Annotated in this window: 1 protein-coding gene; it reads left to right on the plus strand. The window is 62.5% G+C overall.

Features of this window, described 5'->3' with window-relative positions; translation table 11 throughout:
- A partial coding sequence (locus OIM99_RS27830; protein WP_311853794.1) for a hydantoinase/oxoprolinase family protein occupies positions 1–533 on the plus strand: 533 nt, incomplete at both ends.

A 533-nucleotide genomic window follows, 5' to 3' on the forward strand; every position in this document is an offset into this window, starting at 1 on the left:
AAAGCGGCCATCGCCAAACATATCGGCGATCCGCTTGGCCTCGATCCGGTTGCTGCCGCCGAAGCCATCGTTCGCGTCGCCAACAGCCGCATGGCAGGCGCGATCCGTCTCGTCTCGATCGAGCGCGGGCACAACCCGCGCGATTTCGCCTTGATGCCGTTCGGCGGCGGTGGTGCCCTGCATGCTGGTGCCCTCGTCAAGGAAGTCGGACTGAAGGCTGCGCTTATTCCCCCCTACCCTGGTGTCACATCGGCGCTCGGCTGCGTCATCGCCGACATGCGTCATGATTTCGTGCAGACGGTGAACCGCACCCTCGAAGAAATCGATCTTTCCGCGTTCAATACCGAGATCGCACGCGTGGTCGAGGCCGGCGGGCGCCTGTTGGATCGCTCGAACGTGGTCTTCACGGGCCGCGATATTCATGTCGCCTGCGACATGCTCTATCTGGGCCAGACACACACCGTCGCGGTCCCAATTCACTGGAAGAAAGGCCTAACGCTCGATCGAGCCGCGATACGCCAGGCTTTCGAGCA

Origin of the sequence: Methylocella sp. CPCC 101449, from assembly GCF_031921685.1 — a bacterium.
Lineage (GTDB): Bacteria > Pseudomonadota > Alphaproteobacteria > Rhizobiales > Beijerinckiaceae > Terripilifer.